Annotated in this window: 17 protein-coding genes; 10 read left to right on the top strand and 7 right to left on the bottom strand. The window is 72.9% G+C overall.

What is annotated here, in order from left to right; translation table 11 throughout:
* Window positions 1–66: 66 nt before the first annotated feature.
* The 4 genes from PV364_RS25305 to PV364_RS25290 form a co-directional block, all read right to left on the bottom strand.
* Window positions 67–1,989, bottom strand: coding sequence for a multicopper oxidase family protein (locus PV364_RS25305; RefSeq protein WP_319662580.1), 1,923 nt, complete (start codon window positions 1,987–1,989; stop codon window positions 67–69).
* Window positions 1,990–2,654: 665 nt separating this feature from the next.
* A complete protein-coding gene (locus PV364_RS25300; protein ID WP_319662579.1) occupies window positions 2,655–3,899 on the bottom strand; it encodes a hypothetical protein in 1,245 nt (414 codons plus the stop codon).
* A gap of 89 nt (window positions 3,900–3,988) precedes the next feature.
* Window positions 3,989–4,768: a DUF4097 family beta strand repeat-containing protein gene (locus tag PV364_RS25295; RefSeq protein WP_319662578.1), complete on the bottom strand. Its 780-nt coding sequence runs from the start codon at window positions 4,766–4,768 to the stop codon at window positions 3,989–3,991.
* A gap of 225 nt (window positions 4,769–4,993) precedes the next feature.
* Window positions 4,994–6,415, bottom strand: a complete 1,422-nt coding sequence (locus PV364_RS25290) for a family 2B encapsulin nanocompartment shell protein (protein ID WP_319662577.1) — start codon at window positions 6,413–6,415, stop codon at window positions 4,994–4,996.
* A gap of 534 nt (window positions 6,416–6,949) precedes the next feature.
* Here PV364_RS25290 and PV364_RS25285 point away from each other — a divergent pair.
* Together PV364_RS25285 and PV364_RS25280 are read left to right on the top strand one after the other, a co-directional pair.
* A complete protein-coding gene (locus PV364_RS25285; RefSeq protein WP_319662576.1) occupies window positions 6,950–7,621 on the top strand; it encodes a DedA family protein in 672 nt (223 codons plus the stop codon).
* A gap of 106 nt (window positions 7,622–7,727) precedes the next feature.
* On the top strand, window positions 7,728–8,357 hold the full coding sequence (locus PV364_RS25280; RefSeq protein WP_319662575.1) for a hypothetical protein: 630 nt from the start codon (window positions 7,728–7,730) through the stop codon (window positions 8,355–8,357).
* Window positions 8,358–8,363: 6 nt separating this feature from the next.
* Here the strand turns inward: PV364_RS25280 and PV364_RS25275 are convergent, their stop codons facing one another.
* Window positions 8,364–8,630: a DUF2087 domain-containing protein gene (locus PV364_RS25275; protein WP_319662574.1), complete on the bottom strand. Its 267-nt coding sequence runs from the start codon at window positions 8,628–8,630 to the stop codon at window positions 8,364–8,366.
* Between the two features lie 97 nt (window positions 8,631–8,727).
* Here PV364_RS25275 and PV364_RS25270 point away from each other — a divergent pair, with 97 nt between their 5' ends.
* Window positions 8,728–9,048, top strand: a complete 321-nt coding sequence (locus PV364_RS25270) for an antibiotic biosynthesis monooxygenase family protein (RefSeq protein WP_319662573.1) — start codon at window positions 8,728–8,730, stop codon at window positions 9,046–9,048.
* Window positions 9,049–9,072: 24 nt separating this feature from the next.
* Complete coding sequence (locus tag PV364_RS25265; protein ID WP_319662572.1) at window positions 9,073–9,588, top strand: hypothetical protein; 516 nt, start codon at window positions 9,073–9,075, stop codon at window positions 9,586–9,588.
* Here the strand turns inward: PV364_RS25265 and PV364_RS25260 are convergent, their stop codons facing one another.
* On the bottom strand, window positions 9,589–11,643 hold the full coding sequence (locus tag PV364_RS25260; protein ID WP_319662703.1) for an MFS transporter: 2,055 nt from the start codon (window positions 11,641–11,643) through the stop codon (window positions 9,589–9,591).
* 183 nt (window positions 11,644–11,826) lie between these two features.
* Here PV364_RS25260 and PV364_RS25255 point away from each other — a divergent pair, with 183 nt between their 5' ends.
* From PV364_RS25255 to PV364_RS25230, 6 genes are all read left to right on the top strand, one after another.
* Window positions 11,827–12,747 (top strand): peptidoglycan-binding domain-containing protein, encoded by a 921-nt coding sequence (locus PV364_RS25255; RefSeq protein ID WP_319662571.1) that lies wholly within the window; start codon window positions 11,827–11,829, stop codon window positions 12,745–12,747.
* 98 nt (window positions 12,748–12,845) lie between these two features.
* Window positions 12,846–13,358, top strand: a complete 513-nt coding sequence (locus PV364_RS25250) for a hypothetical protein (protein WP_319662702.1) — start codon at window positions 12,846–12,848, stop codon at window positions 13,356–13,358.
* Between the two features lie 1,034 nt (window positions 13,359–14,392).
* A complete protein-coding gene (locus tag PV364_RS25245; RefSeq protein WP_319662570.1) occupies window positions 14,393–15,343 on the top strand; it encodes an SDR family NAD(P)-dependent oxidoreductase in 951 nt (316 codons plus the stop codon).
* A 126-nt stretch (window positions 15,344–15,469) separates the two neighbouring features.
* Window positions 15,470–16,129: an HAD-IA family hydrolase gene (locus tag PV364_RS25240; protein WP_319662569.1), complete on the top strand. Its 660-nt coding sequence runs from the start codon at window positions 15,470–15,472 to the stop codon at window positions 16,127–16,129.
* A 65-nt stretch (window positions 16,130–16,194) separates the two neighbouring features.
* Window positions 16,195–16,929: a Mut7-C RNAse domain-containing protein gene (locus PV364_RS25235; protein ID WP_319662568.1), complete on the top strand. Its 735-nt coding sequence runs from the start codon at window positions 16,195–16,197 to the stop codon at window positions 16,927–16,929.
* A 342-nt stretch (window positions 16,930–17,271) separates the two neighbouring features.
* On the top strand, window positions 17,272–18,240 hold the full coding sequence (locus PV364_RS25230; RefSeq protein WP_319662567.1) for an SDR family oxidoreductase: 969 nt from the start codon (window positions 17,272–17,274) through the stop codon (window positions 18,238–18,240).
* A 27-nt stretch (window positions 18,241–18,267) separates the two neighbouring features.
* On the opposite strand, the gene PV364_RS25225 is transcribed toward PV364_RS25230, so the two are convergent.
* On the bottom strand, window positions 18,268–18,849 hold the full coding sequence (locus PV364_RS25225; RefSeq protein ID WP_319662566.1) for a TMEM165/GDT1 family protein: 582 nt from the start codon (window positions 18,847–18,849) through the stop codon (window positions 18,268–18,270).
* Window positions 18,850–18,898 lie beyond the last annotated feature (49 nt).

Raw genomic sequence — 18,898 nt, 5'->3', positions numbered from 1 at the left:
TCCGGAGCCCGGGGCGGCTCCGCTCGACGCGGTACCGCCCCGGGGTCTCCCTCCGCTGGTGCCGGGCTACATCTTCATGCCCTTCATGTCGTGCTCCGTTCCCCCGTTCATGGCCATGATCATGTGGTGGATGTCGTGCACGGCCGACGGCATGATCACGAAGGGGCGCATCATGCCCTCGTCCTCGTGGTCGAGGAGGTGGCAGTGGTACATCACCTTGCCGGTCTGGTTCGCCAGTCGCCCGGCGACCGTGACGAGGGTGTTGGCGTTGACCGTGATGGTGTCCTTCCAGCCGGACTCCTCCGGTGCGACCGGCACGGGCCCGCCCACGGTCAGGGGCCGCCTGGTCTGCGCCGAGGCGAAGTCCATCCCGGAGGTGTCGATGCTCCGGCGGTCGATCACCTGGAAGTTCATCAGGTGGATGTGCATCGGGTGGTAGATGGGAACGCCGGCCGGCGCGGCGCTGATGAAGTGCCACTTCTCCCAGGTTCCGGAGGCCGCGAAGAACGTGGTCGTGTCCTCGAACATGGTGCCGGTGCGGCGCAGTGTCCGCGTACCGCCGGGCATGTCGACGGTGACGATGCCGGAGCCCGGCGCCGTGCCGGCGGGTACCTCCTGCATCTCCCAGATCTGCGGCATGGCGCCGGTCCTGTCGAAGCCGAGAATGACGAAGCGCTCGGTGGCGTCCTTGGGTACGTCGGCGGGGCCGAGCCTCCGGAACGAGGCTGACAACGTTGTCGGCATCCGGAGCGGCGCGTGGCGCTGCTTCTCTACACGGAACTGCATGACCTCGGGGTAGGGGATCATGAAGTCCGGCAGGGCGGCGCCGGGCGTCTGGCCCTCGACGGTGTTGACGAGCGTGAGTTTCCTGCCGGGGTGGGCGGCGAAGTCGATGACGACGTCCGCGCGTTCCGCGGGTGACAGGGACAGGGCCTCGTCGATGGTCTGCGGCTTGCCGAGCAGGCCCAAGTCGGTACCGATGAGCTTCATGACGCCGCGGACGGGCTTGCCGGTCTCCTCGTCGACGACGACCAGGCGGTAGATGCGGGCACCGGAGACGTTCACCAGCCGGAGGCGGTAGGCGCGGGCCTCGACGTCCAGGTGGGGCCACACGACTCCGTTGACCATGGTGAACGGGGCGAGCGAGGCCAGCGACGGCGGTATCGAGCCCGGCATGGGCATCGCGCCGCCGCCCACGATGCGCTTGGCGAGGATCTGCCCGTTGAGCCGGCCCTGGGCGTCCGTGTCGAAGTTGGCGTCCTGGATCGTGAGGGGGATCTCGTGCTTGCCGCGGGGCAGGCCGAGCCGGTCCTCCTCAGCGTCGCGCACGATGTAGTTGCCGATGAGACCTGCCGTGACGTTGAGCGAGGTCACCGCCATGGCGTGGTCGTGGTAGAAGAGGTGCGTCGCCGCCTGGTCGTTGGCGTACTCGGCCAACTGGGAACTGCCGGAGGCGACTCCGTACTCGGCGGCCCCGTCATTGAGGGCGTTCTGGTGACCGCCGTGCACATGGACGGTGGTCCAGGCGGTGAGCCGGTCGACCTCGGGACGCGGGGTGCTCCCCAGGGAACCGGGGCGGTTGTACGGGAGCAGGCCGGGCCCGGGGCCCTCGGGCTGCACCCACACGGCCTTGACCGGTGTCGTGCCTCTGAGCTTGTTGTTCCAGGCGACGCGGACCTGGTCCCCGCCGCGCACCTCGACGGTCGGGCCGGGGAAATGGCCCGCGTAGGTCCACATCCGCGTGCGCGGCATCTGGGAGTGCAGCCGTACCTGCGATTCGACCAGGTCGATCTCCGTGATCCGGTGGCCCTTCGCGCGCAGCGTCGGCGGCACGCGGAGCGGGTCGCGGAACGGCTTCAGCGTGGTGAACGTCGGCTCGTTGACGCCCTCCAGCGCGTCGGCCGCCTCCGCCCTGCTCTGGAAGGCGCCGGTGGCACCGAGGACTCCCGTGCCGGCCACGGCCACGGCTGCGGCCGTGGCCCCGGCCATACCGAGAACGGTCCGCCTGCTGGTCGATGACATGAAGGTGTTCATCCTGTTCTGGGTTCTGGTCAGTGAGGGGACGCGGCGCCGGAGAGGGTGCGCCGGCGGACCGGGGGCGAGGGGGGAGCCGCGCGCGAGGGCGCGTCAGATGGTCTCCCCGACGTGGTGGGCAAGAGGTCGCCGGTTCGCTGTGCTCGGCGCCCGCGGACTCGCAGTGGGATCGCCACTGGAGGTCACGCCCCCGAAGGTGGGCAAGGTGCGTCCTCAGCCCAATGCTTGCTGGGTCAATCAAGTAGAACATTGGACTATTTGTACCTGCAAGTAGTCTGATAGCCACTCAAACTGCGGCAGGCACGCCGGTGACGTGCTCCGTTCGTCCACGTCACCGCGGTGCGGGCGACGATCCGCGGGCACTGCGCCCGTTGCCCCGGCGCCTCCCGGCCCGACGAGTCACGGCGGGAAGGCCACCCCCGTGGGCGGGCGGACGACGGCACACCCCGCCCACCGCCACCGCGGTGCGCGGAACCACCCTCTACATCACCGACGCCGGCGTGCAGGAACCCCCTCACGCACAGGTGCAGCGCGCGGATCACCCCCGCGGGCCGCGTCGCACCACCGTTTCCCGACCGGCACACGTGTGGTCGCCGCCGGCCAGGGCCGGTGGCTCGGGTCTAGCCCCGGCCGCCCGCGCGGTCTTCGCGGATCGCCGTGACGACATGGGCGGCGGCATCGCGCACGGCCGCCATTTCCTGGAGGAAGTGCCACCAGTCGGGGTGGCGGCCCTCCAGCCCGGCGACCGCGCGGTCGAGGCGGCCGACGGCGTCGTCGAGCGGGCGCGCGTGCCGCGGCTCCGGGGTCGAGCGTCCCTGCATGGCCAGGCGCTGGGCGTCGCGCAGGGCGAAGCGGGTGCGGTCGATCTCGCCCTGGGGGTCCTTGCTGACCTCGTTGAGCCGGCGCAGCCGGTCCCCGGCCGCGGAGACGGCGCCGTCGGCGTCGTCGAGCTGCGCCCGTACGGTCGCCAGGAGCGCCGTGGCGTCCGGCCAGCGCTGTTCCTCGCGGGCCTTGCCGGCCTCCACCAGTTTCTGCTCGGCGCGCCCGACCGCCTCGGCGGCCCGCTGCGGGACCTGCTGGAGGTCCTCCCAGCAGGCCATGGAGAACCGCCGCCGCAGCTCACTGAGGACCGGTGTGACGCCCTCGCTGCGGGTGGCCAGCGCCTGCGTACGGGTGCGCAGCGAGACAAGGCGCTTGTCGATCTCGCGGGCCCGCTCGGGGAGGCGTTCGGCCTCGGCGCGGATCCCCTCCGCCGTGCGCAGGACCTCGTCGGCGCGGCGGATGGTCTCCTGGACGCCGTGCCGGCCGGCGCCCTGGTTGAGCTTGGTCAGCTCCGGGCCGAGTGCGGCGAGCCGGGCGGCCAGGTCGTCCGCGCGCAGCCCTGACGCGCGTACCGCGTCAAGGGCGTTGGAGGCGGCCAGCAGGGCCTGCCGGGCGCGCTCGACCGCGGGGGCGAGCCGGGCGAGCTGGGTCTCGGCCTTCTCCAGCAGGGGCGTCAGGTTCCGGGCGAAGGTGTCCAGGTCGGTCCTGGCGCGGGTCAGCTCGTCCTTGGCGCGGGTCAGCTCGGTGCGCGCACGGGCCGCGGTCGAGGCGTCCAGCTCGTCATGGTCGAGGTCGTAGGCGTCGACGGCGGCGATGTAGCCGGCGCTGACCTGGTCGATGCGCTCGCCCAGCGCCCGGAAGTCCGCGACGGCGCGGCGCGCCGCCGGGGTGTCGTCCACCGCGGTGACCGTCTCTATGGAGATCACGAGGTCGCGCTGGGCCGTGTCCAGTTCGTAGAAAGCCTGCGCGGCGGCGTCCTTCGCGGCCTGGGCGTCGGCGCGCAGATTGTCCCCGCGCCGCCACCACGAGCGTGCCGTCGTCACAGTCGCCCTCTCCCGCAGGTCCGCCGCCGGTGGTTGTCCGCTCCAGTCTCCCACCCGGCAGGGACGAATACACGGGCCGGTCGGTTGCGTCAGCCGGCGTCCGCCTCGACGACGTTCACCGATCCGTCGGACGTGCGGACCGTGACGGTGCGCGGGCTGCGGTCGTCGCGCGGCACGGCGACGCGCACATGCCCGTCGCCGGAGCTCGCGCTCACCTTGTAACCCTGCTTGGGCAGGGTTACCCGCACGGAACCGTCACCGCTGCGGGCCTCGACGCTGTCGGGGGCCCGCACGAACGCCAGCGTCAGCGAGCCGTCCGAGGTGTGCGCGGTGACCCGGCGCGAGCCCAGGCCCGTCGCCTCGATCCGGCCGTCGCCGCTGGACAGCTCCAGGGGGCCGGTCACGTCGCTGACCCGGACCGAGCCGTCCTTGGTGGTGAGCGTGAGCGGGGTGGTGAAGCCGCTGGCCTCCACGCGGCCGTCCCCGTTGGTCACCGTCACGGTCACACCGCGCGGCACCAGCACCTCGTGCCGGGCGGAGCAGTCCTGCATCACGCCCTGGCAGGCGACCCGGAACTTCAGGGTGTGGCCGTCCATCGACCAGGTGGCCTTCGGGGTGTCGCCGAGCACGGACCAGCCGTCGAACCAGCGGGTGACCTCGACGTCGTGGACGTCGGCGGGCCTGACCACGACCGAGCTGTCCGCGGCGTCGATGGTCAGCCGGGTGCCGTCCAGCGCGAAGTCGCGCTTTTCGGGCCGGGTGTCGTCGGAGGAGTCCGCGCAGGCGGAGACCGTCATGGCGAGGGCCACCGCACCGGCGGCGGCGGTCAGGGTCCTGAGAATGCGCTTGCCGTTCGTCGTGTCCGTCATGTCAAGGACGGTACGGAGAGCGCCGCGGAGCCGGAATCAGGCCGCCCACCGGATGCGGGGTGGGGCAAACCCCCCGCTTGGCGCGGGGGTCAACGGCCGTGCTCGCGGCGGACGGTGGGCCGCGTGGGGCCGCCGTCCGCCGCGAGCACGCGCCGCCGCTCCCGGGGGCCGCGGTCGCGCGGTCCCCGGACGCGGGTCGGGCCGGGCCGGCCGGGCCGGGGCGTGCTACTCCCCGCGGCGGGCGATCTCGACGTTCTCCAGCACGCCGAGGGCGTCGGGGACCAGGACGGCCGCCGAGTAGTAGGCGCTGACGAGGTAGGAGATGATCGCCTTCTCGTCGATGCCCATGAAGCGGACGGACAGGCCCGGCTCGTACTCGTCCGGAAGTCCCGTCTGGTGCAGGCCGATCACGCCCTGGTTGTCCTCGCCGGTGCGCAGCACCAGGATCGAGGTGGTGTTCTCCTTCGTGATCGGGATCTTGTTGCACGGCAGGATCGGCAGGCCGCGCCAGGAGGGGACGTGGTTGCCGTGCAGGTCGACGGTGTGCGGCACGAGGCCGCGGCTGTTGAACTCGCGGCCGATGGCGGCGATGGCCCGCGGGTGGGCCAGCAGGTACTGGGCGCCGCGGCGGCGGCTGATCAGCTCGTCGAGGTCGTCGGGGGTGGGCGGTCCGGCGTGGGTGGTGATGCGCTGGCGGTAGTCGGCGTTGTTCAGGAGGCCGAACTCGCGGTTGTTGATCAGTTCGTGCTCCTGGCGCTCGCGCAGCGCCTCGATGGTGAGCTTCAACTGCTGCTCGACCTGGTTGTAGGGCTGGTTGTACAGGTCGGCGACGCGGCTGTGCACCCGCAGCACGGTCTGGGCGACGCTCAACTCGTACTCGCGCGGCGAGAGTTCGTAGTCCACGAAGGTGCCGGGCAGCTCGTGCTCCCCGATGTGGCCGGAGGCGAGGGCGATCGCCTTCTCGCCGTACTTGTTCTGCGCCTGCTGGGTGCCGCTGACGAATCCGGCGACGTGCTCGCGCAGTCCGTCGGACTGCTGCATCAGGGCCTGGAAGGCCTGGCGCGGCAGGGCGAGGGCGGTCACCGTGGTGGCGGCCTTGGCGGTGTAGTCCCAGGTGGCGTCGGCGGCGGCCAGCCCCTCGGAGCCGAAGTGGTCGCCGTCGGCGATGGTGCCGACCACGCCCTGGCCGTCCCATTTGGTGGGCGCCAGCTTGTTGATCTTTCCGTGGGCGACCAGGAAGACGTGGTCGGCCGGTTGCCCCGCGGAGACGATCACCTCCCCGGGCGCGAACTCCCGTTGCTCGAACTGACCGGCCAGCGCCGCGAGCACGGCGCCGTCGTCGAATCCGCGCAGCAGGGGCAGTTCGCCGAGCTCCGCGGGGATCACCCGCACCTGGGAGCCGGTCTGGACGAAGTCGACGCGCCCGTCACCCACCGAGTAGCTCAGTCGCCGGTTGACCCGGTACGCGCCGCCCGCCGCCTGGACCCACGGCAGTACCTTCAGCAGCCAGCGCGAGGTGATTCCCTGCATCTGCGGCGCGGATTTGGTGGTCGTCGCCAAATTCCGCGCCGCAGCGGTGCTCAGACTCTGCTGAGACTGGCCGTTCTCTGTCGCCGACTCCGACGCGACACCCGGCTCAACCGTCATGAATGGTCCTTCCCTTGCGGCCTCGTGGCCCACGCGCTCAAATGCGTGGTTAATGCAATCAATTCACCGTGAAACGACGTTCGCTGTGGGAGCCCCCCTGCCCTCGGCCGCTGTCCTCACGGAAGCTACCCAGGGGACGGAGCGGCCTGCACTCACTCGTATGGATGAGAATCCGGAATGAGCGACTTGGGTAGATCCGAGGGCTTCCGTTCTTCCGTCGGCTCACGTGTGCCGAATCGTGACCATGGGCGGGGGTCTGCCGGGCGGCGATGCATCGGCTGAGGTCACGGCCTCGCGGCGAGCGCGCGGAATGGTGCGATCGCAGGGTGATCCAGGTGACTCCCCGGTAATTCGCGTGCTATTCCCCAACCTCGCCATCGATGATGAGGAAAACGTCACGCGCCCCCGAGGGGATCCTCGGAGCGTCTCTGGCGTAGGCTGTACGGCTGAGGGCGGGTCGCAGAAAAACCGCTTCTGCGCGAGACCGCCACACACCCCGGAGGGCGCCGCGCACCAGAGGGGAGAGGAGGCACGGTGCTGACCGGAGCGGGCTCGCTGTTCGACTCACCGTGGATCTACGCCCTGGTCGCCGCGTCCATCGTGCTCGACGTCTTCGTGCCTGTGATGCCCAGTGGCGTCCTGCTCATCTCGGCCGCCACGGCCGGCACCACCGCCGGAGGCGCCAGCGGCATCCTCGACGTGGTCGTCCTGCTGCTGTGCGCCGCCACCGCCTCGACCCTCGGCGACCTGGCAGCGTACCGGCTGGCCTGGCGCGGCGGGGACTGGCTCGACCACCGGGTCGCCAACTCCCGCCGGCTGTCCTCCGCCCAGGAGGTCCTCGGTGCGGTCCTGGCCCGCGGCGGCGGCGCGCTCGTCGTGCTGGCCCGCTTCGCACCGGCCGGCCGCTCCGTGGTCAGCCTCACCGCCGGCGCCTCGCACCGCAGGGTCCGCGAGTTCCTGCCCTGGTCCGCGCTGGCCAGCCTGGTGTGGGCCGCGTACAGCGTCGGTCTCGGCTACGCGGGCGGCCACTGGCTCGGCGCCGGCTGGCTCGGCACCGCCACCTCCGCCGTCGCCCTGATCGGCTCCGGCTCGATCGCGGCCTACGTCTTCCAGCGCGAGCGCCGCACCCATTCCGTCGTGCCCGTCTCCCTGCCCGTCCAGGCCACGGCCACCCCCGACCGGGCGGCGGTGGCGGAGGCCCGCTGAGGCCCCGTCCGCCGATGGCGGCCCCCTGGCACCCGTGCAAACATCATTACGGGCATCGCCGGTGCCGGGGGCGGCAGCAGCACGGACGCACGGACGGAGGCCCCGGATGCGACTCGGGCCCCTCAACGGCCTCGTGGCCGTGATCCTCGCCGCCATCGCCTTCGCCCTCCAGGGCGCCACACCCCGTGTCGGCAGCTCCGGCTTCACGGTCCGGCTCTTCTACACCGAGCACGACACCGCCCAGGGCATCGGCCTGTACCTGCTCCTGGTCGCCGGGATCTTCCTGGTCTTCTTCGCCGGGAGCCTGCGCCACGCCCTGGCCAGGACCGACCGCTCCGGCTGGCTGCCCGACGTCGCCCTCGTCGGGGGCGCGCTCGCGGCCCTCGGCTTCTGGATCAGCGCCGGGCTCACCCTCTGCCTCATCGAGGCGGCGGGCGAGCAGATCGTCGGCGGCGGCGCGCTGCAGGCGCTCAACGTGCTCAGCGGCGACCTGTTCATGCCGTTCCTCGGCGGGGTCGGCGTGATGCTGCTGGCGGCCGGGCTCAGCACGGCCCGGTCCTCCGGGCCGCTGCCGCACTGGCTGGGGTGGATCGCCTTCGTCCTCGGCGTGCTGATGTTCGTCCCGTTCGCCGGCTTCATCGGCCTGGGCCTGGCCGGCCTGTGGATCATCGCCGTCAGCGTCTGGCTCGCCGGCTTGCCCGGGCGGCGCAGGCCGCAGGCCGAACAGACCCGCTGACGTGCCCTAGCGGATCCTGCGGTAGGCCGTGCCGTCCGCCGACCGTTCCAGCCAGCCGTCGTCGACGAGGTACCGCCGCAGGGCCGCACAGTCGTCGTGCACCGTGCGCAGCACCTCGTTGACCTCCCTCTCGTCATAGGCCACGCCGGGCCGGAACAACGTCTCGGCCAGGTGCCGCAGCACCTGCTCGCGGCGCGCCGCGCGACGGGGGACGACGGTCAGCCGTCCGTCGCGGAACAGGGCCGACACGGCGTGCGCACCGGTCTCGGACACGACACTCTCCTTCGTACGGACGATTCACCGACCGCTGCGCAGCCTGACACGCCCGCCCCGGCCCCGGCACCTGAATTCCGGCTGGCACGATGGGGACATGAGCATCGTGAAGATCAACGCCCTGACCGTCCCGGCGGAGCAGCGCGAGGTCCTGGAGAAGCGCTTCGCCGCCCGCGCCGGCGCCGTGGAGAACTCCGACGGCTTCGAGTGGTTCGAGCTCCTGCGCCCCCTGGAGGGCACCGACCAGTACCTGGTCTACACGCGCTGGCGCAGTGAGGAGGACTTCAAGAACTGGATGTCCGGCTCCATGCGCGAGGCCCACCAGGGCGGCGGCGAGGGCCGCCCGCAGCCCGCGGCGACCGGTTCGACGCTGTGGTCCTTCGAGGTCGTCCAGCAGGCCGCCCCCAAGCAGGCCTGAAGGGCGCCGGGCGGGCGTGAGCCGGTGAGCGCGTCGTCGGTCCGGCCGCTGCTCTACCTGGACGTGGACGGGCCGCTCAACCCGTACGCGGCGAAGCCGACCCGCCGGCCGGACGGGTACACGACGCTGCGCGTGCCCCCGGTCGGCGTGGCGACGGGGCCGCTGCGGGTGTGGCTCAACCCGGCGCACGGCCCCGCGCTGCTCGCCCTCGGCTACGAACTGTGCTGGGCGACCACGTGGATGGCGGAGGCGAACACCTGGATCGGCCCGGTCCTCGGGCTGCCCCGGCTGCCGTACGTCGACTTCACCGACGTGCTGTTCGCCCACCGGCCGGACCTCGTGCACTGGAAGACGGCGACGCTCGTGGCGCACGCCGCCGGACGCCCGTTCGCCTGGGTGGACGACGAGCAGAGCCCGGCGGACACGGCGTACGTGGCCGCCCACCACCCCGCGCCGGCGCTGCTGCACCACGTCGATCCCCGGATCGGCCTGCGCGGGAGCGACTTCGCCGCGCTGGCCGGCTTCGCGAACGGCGGGTAGCTACGCGGCCCGGTCCGGGCCGTGCCCGGGGCGGTCCTGGTCCTGGCCGCACAGCTCGCCGGTCAGCCGGGTGAGCAGGGCCGCCAGGTCCTCGTGGCGTTCGGGGTCCCAGTCGCCGAGCAGGTCGGCGAGGAGCTTGCGGCGGGCCTCCGTCAGCAGCGCGGCGACCTCCTGGCCCCGTTCGGTGAGGACCAGCGGGTCGCCCTCGCGCACCGCGTACCCGCGCTCCTCGACCTCGCGGGCGGCGCGGTCGATGACCTCCGCCGGGACGGTCGTCTGGCGCGCCAGGTCCGCGGGGTCGGCGCTGCGGGCCCGGGCCAGGTAGAGCAGCAGCCAGCCGGAGGCGGGGTGCAGGTCGAGCCCGGCCAGCCGGATGATGCGGATGTACAGGTCGCGGCCGGCCTGGCGGCCGCCGAGAACGCTCAGGCAGCGGGCGATCTCGTCGAGCGAGGAACGGCTCACGGGATTGGTGCCGATGGTCTCGCTGGCGTCGGGCACGGTGACCGACCGCCGCAGCGGCTCCTCCTTGAGGAACCAGGCCAGCACGAAGGCGACCGCGCACACCGGCACCGCCCACAGGAAGACACCGGTGATGGCGGTGGAGTACGCGTGCAGCACCGGCCCGCGCAGGTCGGCCGGGAGCGCGGAGACCCCGCGCGGGTCGGCCTGCACGACCGCGGGGTCGAAGCCGGGCGGCAGCGTACGGCCGGAGAGCGCGTCGGTGATCCCGCGGGCCAGGCTGGTGGTGAAGATCGTGCCGAAGATGGAGACGCCGAACGACGCGCCGATGGAGCGGAAGAAGGTCGCGCCCGAGGTCGCGGTGCCCAGGTCCTCGTAGCCGACGGCGTTCTGCACGGCGAGGATCAGCACCTGCATCACCAGGCCCAGCCCCAGCCCGAACACCAGCAGGAAGGTGCTCAGCACCCAGACCTCGGTGTACTCGTCGAGCCGGTGCAGCAGGAACAGCCCGACGATGGTGACGGCGGTCCCGCAGATCGGGAAGACCTTGTAGTGCCCGGTGCGCGAGACGATCTGGCCGGAGCCCGTGGAGGCCACCAGCATGCCGACCACCATCGGGATCATGTGCACACCGGACCAGGTCGGCGAGTAGCCGTGCACGACCTGGAGGAAGGTCGGCAGGAAGGTCAGCGCGCCGAACATGGCGAAGCCGACAACGAAGGAGATCACCGAGCAGAGCCAGAAGGTGCGGATCCGGAACAGCCGCGGCGGCAGCACCGGTTCCTGCGCCCGCCGCTCGACAGCCACGAACACCGCGACGAGCAGCACGCCGAGCACGGCGAGCCCGATGATCCGCCACGAGTCCCAGGCCCAGGTGGTGCCGCCCAGCGAGGTCACCAGCACCAGGCAGGTCGCGGCGGCCGCCACCACCGCCATGCCCCAGTAGTCGATGCGGTGCGAGGTGCGGCGGACCGGGATGTGCAGCACGGTGGCGATCACGGCGAGCGCGACCAGGCCGATCGGCAGGTTGACGTAGAACACCCAGCGCCAGCTGAGGGTGTCCACGAACAGCCCGCCGAGCAGCGGCCCGAGCACGCTGCTGGCGCCGAACACCGCGCCGAAGACGCCCTGGTAGCGCCCGCGTTCACGGGGCGGGACGATGTCGCCGACGATCGCCATCGACAGCGCGATCAGGCCGCCGCCGCCCAGGCCCTGCAGTGCGCGGAAGGTGATCAGCTCGCCCATGCTGCGGGACAGGCCGCACAGCGCCGAGCCGATCAGGAAGATCACGATGACGGCCTGGAAGAGCTTCTTCCGGCCGTACATGTCACCGAGCTTGCCCCACAAGGGGGTCGCCGCGGTCGACGCCAGCAGGTAGGCGGTCACCACCCAGGACAGATGGTCCAGCCCGCCGAGGTCGCTGACGATGGTGGGCAGCGCCGTGGACACGATCGTCTGGTCCAGGGCGGCCAGCAGCAGGCCGAGGGCGAGCGCGCCGATGGCCAGGCGCACGGCCCGCCGGTCGCCGATCTCGACGGGGCCGGCCGGGGCCGATTCCCCGGTGGCCTTGGTGTCCTCGATGTCGTCCCGCGCCATGTCGCTCCGCTCGGGCACCGGGGTGCCCGGTACCGCCTGCCCGTCACTTCTTCACGAAGATTCACACCCATTCCACATCATGCGCGCGGTTTGTACGACCGGCGGAGCCGGAGGCGGCTGCGCGGCCGTGGCGGCCTGTCTGCATAATCACTGCCACTGTCGGGACGTCGGGAGGGGGCGCCGGTGGCGTCGCAGGGGCCGGGATCTCCGGAGGACGAGTACGAGTACGAGTCGCTGCGCGTGCGGCCGTACGTTCCGGGGCCCGATCCCGGCGAGCCCGGCGGGGAGCCGGCACCACTGCCCAGGGCGCTGCGCGACGCCGACCAGGAAGCCGCCGCGGCGGACGTCGACTTCATCGACCTCGGCACGGTCTCGTCCGCCGACCGGCTGCCCGTGCCGGTCTCGCGGGCCTCGCGCGAAGTGGAACCGTACATACCGGTGGGCGCTGCCGGGACCGCCGCGGCCGCTCCCGCCGGGCGGGCCCGTCGCCGCCGGGCCGCCGGGCCGCGCCGCGCCGCGGTGATCGCGGGCGCCGCGGGTGCCGCGGTCGTCCTCGCGGTCGGTGCCGTCCTGCTGACGGCGCACCTGACGCGGGTCCCGGACCGCACCGAGGCCGTCCCGGACCGCGGCGCCTCCGAGCCCGCGCTCGAACTGCCGCCGAGCGCCCGGCCGACCGCCGCGGCCAGCCCGTCGGCGTCCGCCTCCCCGAGCGAGCGCCCGTCCACCCTGGCCTCGGGCAAGGGGCTGAGCTCGGCCACCGCCTACTACCCGGGCGTCACCGCGACACCGTCCGCGTCGCACGCCCCGGCCTCCGCCCCCGCCTCCGTGTCCGCCCCGCCCACCGCCGCGACGTCCAAGCCCCCCACCAGCGCGCCCCCCGCCGCCCCCGCCACGCTCCGGCCCGGCGACAGCGGACCCGAGGTCGTCGAGCTCCAGGACCGCCTCCGCAAGGCCGGCCTGTACTACCGCGACTCCGACGGCCAGTACGACCAGGGCGTGAGCCGCGCGGTCTCCCGCTTCCAGTACTTCCACCACGTCACGGGCGACCCTGACGGTGTCTACGGCCCGAACACCCGCAAGGCCCTGGAGGAGGCGACCGCGTAGCCCCGCCGCGCCTCCCGGCGTGCGGGGCTGGCAGGATCTGTCCCGTGGCGATCGACGACTTCGGACCGGTGGGCTTCCAGCTCGTGCTGCTGCGCCGGATGGCCGACCACCGGCCCGAGCTGGTCGAGGAGGCGCTGCGCACGCTCGGCGTGAGCCGCACCGACATGCGGGAGGCCAACCGCCGCTGGCAGGCCTGGGGCCACGCCCGCGGCTTCCCGCGCGGCGAGCGGCGCTACCGCGCCGTGCTCGGCGCGCCCGAAGCCGTCGCCCAGCGCTGCGTCGGCGACCTGCTCTGCCCCGCCTCCCTGTGGCCCGTGCCGCTCTGGCCGACGCTCCGCTTCGAGGTGCTGTGCGCGCCCGGCGGCGGCGCGGTCTGGAACGAGTGGCTGGTGCGCGCCCCGGGGGAGACGGGCCCGCGGCCCGCGACGGCCGACGAGATCGAACCGTGGTCCTGCACGGTCGACGAACTGGCGCACGCGTTCTCGCCGGCGACGCCGCTCGAGGGGGATGCGCCGACGCGGTGGCGGCTGGCGTTCACGGATCCCCTTGACGGGGGGACGCGGATCGCCCACTTCACGTATGGCCTGTTCCAGTCCGTGGACCGCGTGTAGTTTTTTCCCGCCCTCCCGCCCGTGTGCCCTGTGAAGTCTGGGCGCCCCGACGCGCGTGCGGGGTGGACCGGGTGCGGGGCCTCCGGGGCTGCACGTCCTGGACTGGGATATTTACGCGCGTTTCCAGCACTTGCTCATCCCGTCCCTGCCCGGATGGTGCGCACAAATATCCCGCAGCGTCCAGAACATCCACCCCTACGACCCCGCCCCCTCCGTCTCCATATGCGCCTGATCCCCGGTGGAGGGTATGGAGGCGGTCCGGGGTGACCGCGGTTGCCTGACTCCACCCCTTCGGCCTGCCGCGAGACAGCGGGCCCCCTCGGACCGCGCCGGTGGGGGTGAGAAGGCGGTCCGGGTGACCGCGGTTGCCTGACTCCGCCCCTTCGGCCTGCCGCGCGATGGCTGGCCCCCTCGGACCGCGCCGGTGGGGGTGAGCAGGCGGTCCGGGGTGACCGTGGTTGCCTGACTCCGCCCCTTCGGCCTGCCGCGCGATGGCTGGCCCCGCGGTCCGCGCCGGTGGGGGGGATGAAGCGGTCCGGGTGACCCCGGTGGCCGCACTCTTGCCCCCGCGGCTTGCCGCGCGATGGCGGGCCCCGCGGACTGCGTTGCGCCAACGGTGGCCCGAGCGCGGTGCCGTCTCCACCACCCTCCGGGGACAGGCGCGACAACTTACGGAGGGGGCGGGGGAGTTGGGGGCACCTCCGGCCGGAGGCTGGGGGAGGGTGGGTGTTCTGGACTGTGGAGCATATGTGGGTGCATGACCCGGGGTGATCAGTTGAGGGTGCGTGAGGCACCTAAATGTGCTGTCCAGAATGGCCGGCCCCGGAGGCCCCGCACCCGGCCCCCACGAAACGCGCGCCGGGGTGACTGACCGCGCCGGGCTGGGGGAGGGCGGGCGGGCGGGGAAAAACCGCGCCAAGGGGGAACTGGCAGGGCCCCGTTACGGCGCCCACCGCAAGGAACCCCCTGGTTGCCTGGAGAGCGTCGCCGGGGCGTGCAGGACGCCCCTCGCGCATCGAGGAAAGGCACCCCCCATGACTGGAACACCCCGTATCACCACGCCCTTCGACGGCAGTTCGACCGCCGCCGAGGTCGTCGCCGGCGTCGACCTGACCGGCCGCCGTGCCGTCGTCACGGGCGCAGCCTCCGGCATCGGCGTCGAGACCGCCCGCGCGCTGGCCGGGGCCGGCGCGGAGGTGACGCTGGCGGTGCGTGACACCGCGGCGGGCGAGCGGGCGGCGGAGGACATCCGCGCGTCGGCGGCCCCCGGCGCGCGGGTGCACGTGGCGCACCTGGACCTGGCCGACCTCCCGTCGGTCGCGGCGTTCACCTCCGCGTGGTCGGGGCCGCTGCACCTGCTGGTCAACAACGCGGGCGTGATGATGACTCCCGAGACCCGTACGCCGTCCGGCTGGGAGCTGCAGTTCGCGACCAACCACTACGGCCACTTCGCGCTGGCGACCGGGCTCCACCCGGCACTGGCGTCGGCCCGCGGCGCGCGGGTGGTCGCGTTGAGTTCCATCGCTCACCTGCGCTCCGGTGTGGACTTCGAGGATCCGCACTTCCTGCGGCAGGCGTACGACCCGTCCGTCGCGTACGCCCGTTCCAAGACGGCCAACGCGCTCTTCGCCGTCGAGGCGCAGCGGCGCTGGGCGGACGACGGGATCACCGTCAACGCCGTGCACCCCGGCGCGATCCTGGAGACGGGGCTGAGCCGCCACATGAGCAAGGAGGCCCTGGACGGCGCGGTCGCGAACGGGGGCTATACCTTCAAGACCCGCGAGCAGGGCGCGGCGACGTCCGTCCTGGTCGCGACCTGGCCGGCGCTCGACGGGGTGGGTGGCCGCTACTTCGAGGACGCCAACGAGGCGCTGCCGCACCGGCCGGGTGTGCACGGCGGGGTCGCGGCGCACGCCCTGGACCCGGAGGCGGCCGCGAGGCTGTGGGAGATGTCGGCGGACGCGGTCCTGCCGGCGCGTACCTGACGCGGAGCGAGGGGCCCCCTGGCGCGATGCCCGCACGGTTTTGTATCGTGTAGGAACAAAGTGGTTCCGCCCGTTTCCCCTGACCGGCGGGCGGGCCACTTGTCCTGTTCTTCCGAGGGAGCCCCCATGTCGTCGTCCACCGCCGTCCCCGCCCGCGCGCTGCTGCTGGACATGGACGGGACGCTGGTGAACTCCGACGCGGTCGTCGAACGCTGCTGGCGCCGCTGGGCCGCGGAGCACGGCCTGGAGGGCGACGCCGTGATGCGGGTGGTCCACGGCCGCCAGGGCTACGCCACGATGGCCGTGCTCCTCCCGGAGCGTCCCATGGCGGAGAACTTCGCCGACAACAAGCGCCTGCTGGCCGAGGAGACCGCCGACGTGGACGGCGTCGTGCCGATCGCCGGTGCCCCCGCCTTCATGGCCGCGCTGCGGGATCTGCCGCACGCCCTGGTCACCTCGGCGGACGACGCCCTGGCCCGCGCCCGCATGGGTGCCGCGCGGCTGCCGCTGCCCGACGTGATGATCACCGCCGAGAGCGTCAGCGCCAGCAAGCCGGACCCCGAGGGCTTCCTCAAGGGCGCCGCGGAGCTCGGCTTCGGCCCGGAGGACTGCGTGGTCTTCGAGGACTCCGAGGTCGGAATCGCCGCCGCCAAGGCCGCCGGCATGCGCGTGGTCGGCGTCGGCCCGCGTGCCGCCGCGCACGCGCCCACCGTGCACGTGGACTCCTTGGAGCAGGTGCGCGTCGAGACCGCCCCGGAGGGCGGTCTCGTCCTGCGCATCGGCTGACGTCCGGCGAGACGCGGCCGGAAAACCTGCGTGTGATCCGCCCGGCGCGGTGACATGCTGACGGGGTGAGCGGGCCGGAGATCGGGATCAGTTTCGCCTCCGGGCTGCGGCTCTTCGCCGCGGCCCCGCGGCGTGAGGGACGGACGAGCGTGGTCACCGACGGGGTGTCCTCGCTCGGACATGTGGTGGAGTCGCTGGGCGTGCCCCTCACCGAGGTGGGCAGCCTGGTGGTCGACGGCCGCGAGGCGCCGTTCTCGCACGTGCCGCGCGCCGGGGAGCATGTGGACGTGTGCCCCGTCACCCGCCCGCAGGCGGTGCCCGGAGCGCCGCTGCGCTTCCTGCTCGACGTGCACCTGGGCACCCTGGCGCGGCGGCTGCGGCTGCTGGGCGTGGACGCCGCGTACGAGAGCGAGGACATCGGGGACCCGGCGCTGGCGCGGCGCTCGGCCGCGGAGCGGCGCGTGCTGCTCTCCCGGGACCGCGGGCTGCTGCGGCGGCGCGAGCTGTGGGCCGGCGCGTACGTCTACAGCGACCGGCCCGACGAGCAACTGCGCGACGTGCTGAGCCGGTTCGCCCCGGAACTGGCGCCGTGGACGCGCTGCACCGCCTGCAACGGGGAACTGGAGGACGCCGACAAGCACGCCGTCCTGGACCACCTGGAGCAGGGCACGCGCCGCAGTTACGACGTCTTCGCGCGCTGCACGGCGTGCGAGCGGCTGTACTGGCGCGGCGCCCACCACGCCCGCCTGGAGGCGATCGTCGAGGACGCGCTGAGCGAGTTCGGGCGTCCGGCCGCCTGACCGCGTCGCGGCCCCGGCGTACCGTCCGGCCCGATGGCGCGCGCCGTCAGGCCGGATGGCGCCCGTGACCATGACCGCCGCGGTGGCCAAGCGCACGCTCTCGGCGGTGACCTTGCGTTCGTGTGCGGTGGCCTGCGTGCTGCCGGGTCGCACGGCACGGAGCGGTCCGGCCGAACGGCCTCGTGTGATCGAACTGCCCTGCGTCGGTCGGCGGCCGGGCCTGCCATGACCCCATCTACGGACCACCGGTCTGTTGTTATCGGACCGGGGGTCTGCTAACGTCGCGTTCAACGGACCACCGGTCTGTTGATGCTCGGCCCGTCCTCGCTCCCGGGAGTTCCCATGTACGACGTCCCCGACCGCACCGGCACCTTCGCCGTCGTCACCGGAGCCAACAGCGGTACCGGCAAGGAGGCCGCCCGCCGTCTCGCCGAGGCCGGTGCCCGGGTCGTCCTGGCCGTGCGCACGCCCGCCAAGGGCGAGCAGGCCCGCGCCGAGATCCTCGCCCGGCACCCGCACGCCCGGCTGGAGGTGCGCCGGGTCGATCTGGCCGACCTGGCCTCCGTCGAGGCGTTCGCCGACGCGATCGCGGCCGACGGCACCCCGCTGGACCTGCTGGTCAACAACGCCGGGGTGATGTCCCCGCCCACCCGGATGACCACGGCGGACGGTTTCGAGCTGCAGATGGGCAGCAATTTCCTCGGCCCCTTCGCGCTCACCGTGCGGTTGCTGCCCGCGCTGCTCGCCGCGCCCGCGCCCCGGGTGGCGACGATGAGCAGCGGCACCGCCAACTTCGGCCGTATCGCCTTCGACGACCTGCAGTGGGAGCGCCGCCGCTACAACCCGTTCCTCTCCTACGGCCAGTCCAAGCTCGCCGACCTGATCATGAGCGTCCACCTCGCCCGCCTCGCCGCCGAGCGCGGCTGGCACCTGCTGAGCACCGCGGCGCACCCCGGTTACACCCGCACCAACCTGCAGACCGCCGGTGCGAGCCTGGGGCGCGAGACGCCGTACCGGCCGAACCCGGCCCTTCGCGCCCTCAACGCGCTGCTGCCCTCGCAGGCCGTCGAGCCCGGTACCGAGCCGCTGCTGTACGCGGCGACCGGTCCGGACGCCGTCGACGGCGGCTACTACGGGCCGGGCGGGCGCTTCGGTCTGGTGGGTCCCTCCGCCCCGGCCCGCATCACCCGCCGGGCCCAGGACCCCGCGGTCAACGCCCGCCTGTGGGCCGAGGCCGAGCGCCTGACCGGGGTCGCCCTCCCCGCCCCGGCCGCGGGGGCGGCCGGGGCCGGGCAGCGCTCCGGGAACTGATCCGCGACAGGCGCGCGGGCCCGGGACTCAGCCGGCGAACGCCTCGTACAGGCTGAAGCCGGCCAGCAGCAGCATCACGGCCGCCGCGACCTTGGTGATCAGCCGCAGGGGAACGTACTTCATGAGGGTGCGGCCGCCCAGGATGCCGATCGCGCCGACGGCCCACAGTCCCAGCACGGCGCCGAGTCCGACGGCGACCGGGTCGTCGTAGCGGGCGGCCAGGTTGGCGGTCATGATCTGCGTGAGATCGCCGAACTCGGCGACCAGGATGAGCATGAAGCCGGCGCCGGAGACCTTCCAGAAGCTCTGGTCGGCCGGGGCCTTGACCTCCTCCTCGTCCTCGTCCTTCTTGAACAGCAGCACGGCCGCGCCCGCGAGGAAGAGCAGGCCCACCACGCCCTGCACCCAGCGGTGGGGGAGCAGGGTCAGCACGCTGCCGGCGGCGATGGCCAGTGCCACGTGGACCAGGAAGGCCGCGGCCACGCCGCAGAAGACGTACGAGGCGCGGTAGCGCGTCCCGAGCATCAGACCGGCCAGCGCGGTCTTGTCGGGCAACTCGGCCAGGAAGATGACGCCGAAGGTGATGGCGGCGACGGTGAGGCTGAACAACGGACTGGTTCCTCTGGGTTCGGGCCGCACCAGGAACTCCGTGAAAGGG

Source organism: Streptomyces sp. MI02-7b, from assembly GCF_033793585.1.
GTDB lineage: Bacteria > Actinomycetota > Actinomycetes > Streptomycetales > Streptomycetaceae > Actinacidiphila.
Note: the sequence above shows the minus strand (reverse complement) of the source record. Positions and strands in the feature narration are given on the sequence as shown.

Coding starts and splice junctions, on each gene's coding strand:
- PV364_RS25305 (WP_319662580.1), bottom strand. CDS start 1,989: ATGGCCGGGGCCACGGCCGCAGCCGTGGCCGTGGCCGGCACGGGAGTC.
- PV364_RS25295 (WP_319662578.1), bottom strand. CDS start 4,768: ATGACGGACACGACGAACGGCAAGCGCATTCTCAGGACCCTGACCGCC.
- PV364_RS25290 (WP_319662577.1), bottom strand. CDS start 6,415: ATGACGGTTGAGCCGGGTGTCGCGTCGGAGTCGGCGACAGAGAACGGC.
- PV364_RS25280 (WP_319662575.1), top strand. CDS start 7,728: ATGCGACTCGGGCCCCTCAACGGCCTCGTGGCCGTGATCCTCGCCGCC.
- PV364_RS25270 (WP_319662573.1), top strand. CDS start 8,728: ATGAGCATCGTGAAGATCAACGCCCTGACCGTCCCGGCGGAGCAGCGC.
- PV364_RS25260 (WP_319662703.1), bottom strand. CDS start 11,643: ATGGCGCGGGACGACATCGAGGACACCAAGGCCACCGGGGAATCGGCC.
- PV364_RS25250 (WP_319662702.1), top strand. CDS start 12,846: ATGGCCGACCACCGGCCCGAGCTGGTCGAGGAGGCGCTGCGCACGCTC.
- PV364_RS25245 (WP_319662570.1), top strand. CDS start 14,393: ATGACTGGAACACCCCGTATCACCACGCCCTTCGACGGCAGTTCGACC.
- PV364_RS25240 (WP_319662569.1), top strand. CDS start 15,470: ATGTCGTCGTCCACCGCCGTCCCCGCCCGCGCGCTGCTGCTGGACATG.
- PV364_RS25230 (WP_319662567.1), top strand. CDS start 17,272: ATGTACGACGTCCCCGACCGCACCGGCACCTTCGCCGTCGTCACCGGA.